The 5,045-nt window shown below is 41.3% G+C and carries 3 protein-coding genes; 2 read left to right on the top strand and 1 reads right to left on the bottom strand.

The genetic code is table 11. The features are described 5' to 3' along the window. The coding region (locus tag J6O61_RS07520; RefSeq protein ID WP_292211469.1) for an EamA family transporter at positions 1 to 490 on the bottom strand (490 nt) is incomplete at its 3' end. Between the two features lie 374 nt (positions 491 to 864). Here J6O61_RS07520 and J6O61_RS07515 point away from each other — a divergent pair. Then, a complete protein-coding gene (locus J6O61_RS07515) occupies positions 865 to 1,761 on the top strand; it encodes a Fic family protein (protein WP_292211467.1) in 897 nt (298 codons plus the stop codon). A 665-nt stretch (positions 1,762 to 2,426) separates the two neighbouring features. Continuing rightward, positions 2,427 to 4,736: an ATP-binding protein gene (locus J6O61_RS07510; protein WP_292211465.1), complete on the top strand. Its 2,310-nt coding sequence runs from the start codon at positions 2,427 to 2,429 to the stop codon at positions 4,734 to 4,736. The last annotated feature ends 309 nt before the right edge of the window (positions 4,737 to 5,045 follow it).

Below are 5,045 nucleotides of genomic sequence, written 5' to 3'. Positions count from 1 at the left end.
CTGTAATTAGTGCAAGTGACGGTACTGTCTTTGTAGCAATATTGCCATGACTTGTAAGGAAAAAGACCCCAAGTAGAGCCATTATGATTGACAATATTTCCAAAAACTTGGGTAACCTCTTGGTTGTTATACATGTATATCCTAGGATGAATATTGGAGCCAGGTCTTGCATGATTGTTCCAACAGCTGCAGTGGACAGTTCTATTGTGAGAAAGTACAGGAACTGACATGCTGACACACCTGCCAGTCCATAGATGAGCATGGTTATTGCCTTTTCTTTGCTTTTCCATGGTAAAAAAACAGAGTCTGGATATTTGATAAGTGAGTACAGTAGAATTAGCACTCCGGAAAGTCCTAACCTGATAGGCACAAGCCATCTGCTGTCCATCATTTGCACGTCAAAAAGATACTGCCCAACTGAGCCAGATAGCCCCCAGCAGGCAGCACCTATAGTTGTTAATAAGATTCCTTTGAGTTTATTTTTATCCATCAGATCACATATCCTTTGTTGATTTATCTTAATCTCTGTATAATCTATCTGTTTCTATTATGAAAGAACACTCAAGATATAATAAATCTTCATGACTATGTTGTAAATCTCAATGTAGTTAGATGGTAGGAAATGAGACAAATAAAGAGTAGTAAAGGGTAATTATGCACGTATGAGAGGGCAAACATCTACGTATATAATTTAAGTTATGTATGACAGCGAGAATGTCTAGGTGCATACAGGATGCAGCTCACACGAAAAATAGGATGTTCGGCAAAATATAACGCAATTATTACTGTTATAATTTGATTATATTTTACCGATGGCATATAATATACCTATAAAACTACTTAAAAGTCACAGTGAGGTCGGTCATGGTATATATGGATGTGAACACAGCTGCAAGTAAATGGAATCTTTCCGAGCGCAGCGTCAGGAATTATTGTAATGAAGGCAGAATCCCCGGTGCTGTTATGAAGGCAGGATCATGGGCTATTCCTACAGATGCCATGAAACCTGCTCGTAAGCAGAGAGCTGGCAAGATCCCGACAGATCTTTTAACAAGACTCCGCATGGAAAAAGAGTCAGGAATAACCGGAGGGATCTATCATAAGGTTCAGATCGAACTTACTTATAATTCTAACCATATCGAGGGAAGCCGTCTGACACATGATGAGACCCGATACATATTTGAGACAAATACCATCGGGATCAAGGATGAATCTGTTAATGTAGATGACATTGTTGAGACTGTAAACCATTTCAGATGCATTGATCTAGTGATTGATCAGGCAAACTATGCACTTAGTGAGACCTTCATTAAGCAGCTCCATCTACTTCTTAAGTCCGGAACCTCTGACAGCCGAAAGCCCTGGTTTGCTGTTGGCGATTATAAAAGACTTGCTAATGAGGTCGGTGGGATCGAAACAACAGCACCAGGTGAAGTTGCTGCTGCAATAAAAGCTCTTTTAAAGGAATATAACAAGAGTAAAAATAAAAAGCTTGAGGACATAATTGATTTTCACTGCAGATTCGAGAAAATACATCCATTCCAGGATGGAAATGGCCGTGTGGGAAGACTCATTATGTTTAAGGAGTGTTTAAGGAACGGTATAACTCCATTTATCATTGAAGATGATATTAAAGAGTTCTATTACAGAGGTCTTAAGGAGTGGAAGCGTGAAAAAGGATATCTGACAGACACAGTGCTTTCCTGTCAGGACAGATTTAAAAAATATATGGAATATTATGGCCTGGAGTATGGGGACTGAGGTGTACATGTGTCCTTGTCCCTTTAATTATTCTCTGTATTGCGTTTTGATAATGATTATTTGAATAATTCCATCTGTGTATATTGAATTTTTGAATCATTTTCAAATGGAAATTGGATCTTATCAGTTGTTTGATCTGGGACCTTAGGAACAGAATTGAGGATATCCTGCAGGCTGATCTGTTTGGACCCTAGGACCATCTTGTCATATTGTTTTCTTTCTTCTGGTGTTAGTTCGCGCATTTTTCCATCCTTTTCGCAACATATCTATAATAGCATATGCATCACGATAAGTTTGAAAAAGTTAGCACAACCATTTTTACTTTAATAATTTTCAATTTTATTAAGTATTTATTAAATATAGGACATATAATAACGAATTATTATATTATATAAGTAAGCATGATTTTTAAAAGTTATTGATGTGAGAGGTTTTACTTATTTCCTGGTAATAAAAAAGCATAAACGGAGGAAAACTACTATAAAGAGACTGGTCAGCTTATTTCCAGCTAACGTCAGGTGTTGATTACGGCAAGCCTGCCATTTCGGAGCCGGACAAAGCAGTGATGACTGCTAACGGATATGCAGGTGTCTGCGTTAACGGTAAATACATTGACTGGCCTTGATGACCAGTCTGACAGGTAAATGTTAATGAGCGATGACTTCATGAGAATACTTATATTTGTTCTTATATGTCTTGGCAGCGCACTTATGGTGCTGAATATTGTCCAGTACCATAGATTTCTTTTGCATGTCAAAAAGATGGAGAGTCTTGGAGAAACCCGAAAAGCTGCGGTAATTCCACTTGCCTTGCTCATAGGGTTTCTGGCAGGGTATCTTTTTGTGGGCTTTTTTGGGAAGCCTGATATCATTGTTGCGCTGATACTCTTCGGCGGCAGTATCTATGTCTCAATGGTACTGTTTTTTCTGTACAGGATAGTGGGTAAACTTGAACAGAACGAGATACGTCTCAACATGCTGTACAGCGAACTGAGGAATGACCTTGAGGATCTTACCAAGAACTCACTGTCTGTCTTTCGTGTCAATCTGACCAAGGACGTTATCGAAGAGAGGGGCGGAACAGAGCTGTACGAGAGTGACAGGACTGCTATGAGCTATTCTGAACTTCTCAGAAAGCGCAAAGACTATCTTTTCATAGAAAGGGATAAAAACTCAGAGAATCTCTTTACCAGGGAGGGCCTGCTGGAGTATTTTCACCAGGGGCACACGGCAGCCGAGGAAATAGTATTCTGTAAAAGCAACAAGGGACAGTCGCGTTTTGTCAAGCTCAGGGCCACACTTGCCCTGCAGCCGGTTACGGGAGATGTAGTGGCGTTCATAACAGAGAGCCTTTACAACGATGAGATGGTTGATAAGGCGCTGATGGACAAAGCCCTTGCGGGACAGTACGACATGATCGCTTACCTTGTGAATGGCCGATATGGTGTTGTTATCAGCAATCCTGTTTCTGATAGACAAGGTAATATAGCTTTTGCCGGAAGAGAAGGAGTATACAGGGATTACCTGGATAACCAGATCGCTCCCGTAATATGCGGTACTTCTGATGAAAAAGAAAGGCTCCTTGAGGAGATCAGTGAGGAGACTATAGAAAAGCGCCTTGCGGAAAGCGATCACTATGAAGTTAACTTTGCAACAAAGACAGATGGTGAGGTATACCATAAGCGATTTGTATTTTACACAGTTGATCCAAGAGCACATTTCTATCTTCTTCTAAAATCTGATACCACGGACGCAAGGAAAGAAGAAGCAGAAAGAAGCAGGAGGCTTCAGGAAGCTCTTGAGGAAGCAAAGCGTGCCAGCAGTGCCAAGACAACTTTTTTGTCAAATATGTCCCATGATATAAGGACGCCAATGAACGCCATAATCGGGTATATAAACCTGGCAAAGCAGGATGATGCAGGACCTTCGCAGGTAAAGGAGTACCTTGATAAGATAGATTCATCAAGTCAGTTTCTTCTGGCACTCATAAACGATATTCTTGAGATGAGCAGGATTGAGAGCGGCAAGGTAGAGCTTGAGCCTGTTGTTGTTAATCTCAGGAAGATACTCTCTGAGATACGCGATATGTTCTCATCCCAGATGAGTGAGAAACATATAGAGTTTATCGTATCCTGCTCTGGGATAAGAAATCCTGTAGTTATGTGCGACGAGAACAGGCTTAACCGCGTGCTCCTGAACCTCCTTTCAAATGCCTATAAGTTTACCCCACGTGAGGGAAAGGTGTTTGTGACCATCAATCAGCTTGAAGATCGTAAGGCGGGATTCGGAGAGTATGAACTCTCTGTCAGGGACACCGGAATCGGCATGAAAAAAGAGTTTGCAGAGCATGTCTTTGATGCCTTTGAGAGGGAGCGTACCAGCACAGTCAGCGGAATTCAGGGTACCGGACTTGGAATGGCCATCACCAAGAACATAGTTGAGCTCATGGGAGGCAGTATATCTGTTGATACGCAGCCCGGTATAGGAACCGAGTTCACAGTGCGCCTGTCACTTCCGGTATGTGACGATGCTGATGCCCTTGCAGAAGCTGAAAAAAACACATTTGAAAAGAAAACGGAAGTTGACTTCTCATCAAAACATGTACTTCTTGTTGAGGATATAAGGGTTAACCGTGAGATCGCATCTGCGATACTTCGCAGGATGGGCTTTACTCTTGACACCGCTGAAAACGGAAAAGAAGCAGTGGAAAAAGTTGAGACTTCGCGTCCCGGAGACTATGATCTTGTCCTGATGGACATCCAGATGCCTGAGATGGATGGCTATGAGGCTGCGAGGAGAATCAGAAGTCTTGAAAACACCGGGCTTTCATCGATACCTATAATTGCCATGACAGCCAACGCTTTCAGTGAAGATGTTCTGAAAGCTGAAAAGGCAGGTATGAATGGGCATATTTCCAAGCCCCTTGACATTGAGCAGATGAAGAAGACCTTGTCGGATGTACTGAATCAAGTGTAATATTCCTGTTTTTGACAGCGTTTTGAAAGAAAAAGTCCCGTAGCCCGCTCTGTAAGCGGATTACTGGACTTTTATATATTTCACAGATGCACGTTACGCGTTCAAGTTGGTAGCCTTTGCCTTCATATTTCATGAAGTCCATTTCCTGTAACGTCGGAATTATCAGGCGTTAGACGGGCAGCACGAACAAAAAATAGAAAAATAACAGCTGTGGTAAATTTTCAGGGTAAACGCACACTTTTTAATAAAAAAATTTTATCGAACTAAATGCACACAAAGCCAGAGTTTTTCAGCACTCTGGCTTATTTT

It is taken from the genome of Butyrivibrio sp. (assembly GCF_017635265.1).
In the GTDB taxonomy this organism is placed as follows: Bacteria; Bacillota; Clostridia; order Lachnospirales; family Lachnospiraceae; genus Butyrivibrio.
This window is presented reverse-complemented; position numbering and strand designations above follow the sequence as displayed.

What these genes read in the sequence shown, in the direction of transcription:
- J6O61_RS07515 (WP_292211467.1), top strand. Translation starts at nt 865, where the DNA reads ATGGTATATATGGATGTGAACACAGCTGCAAGTAAATGGAATCTTTCC.
- J6O61_RS07510 (WP_292211465.1), top strand. Translation starts at nt 2,427, where the DNA reads ATGAGAATACTTATATTTGTTCTTATATGTCTTGGCAGCGCACTTATG.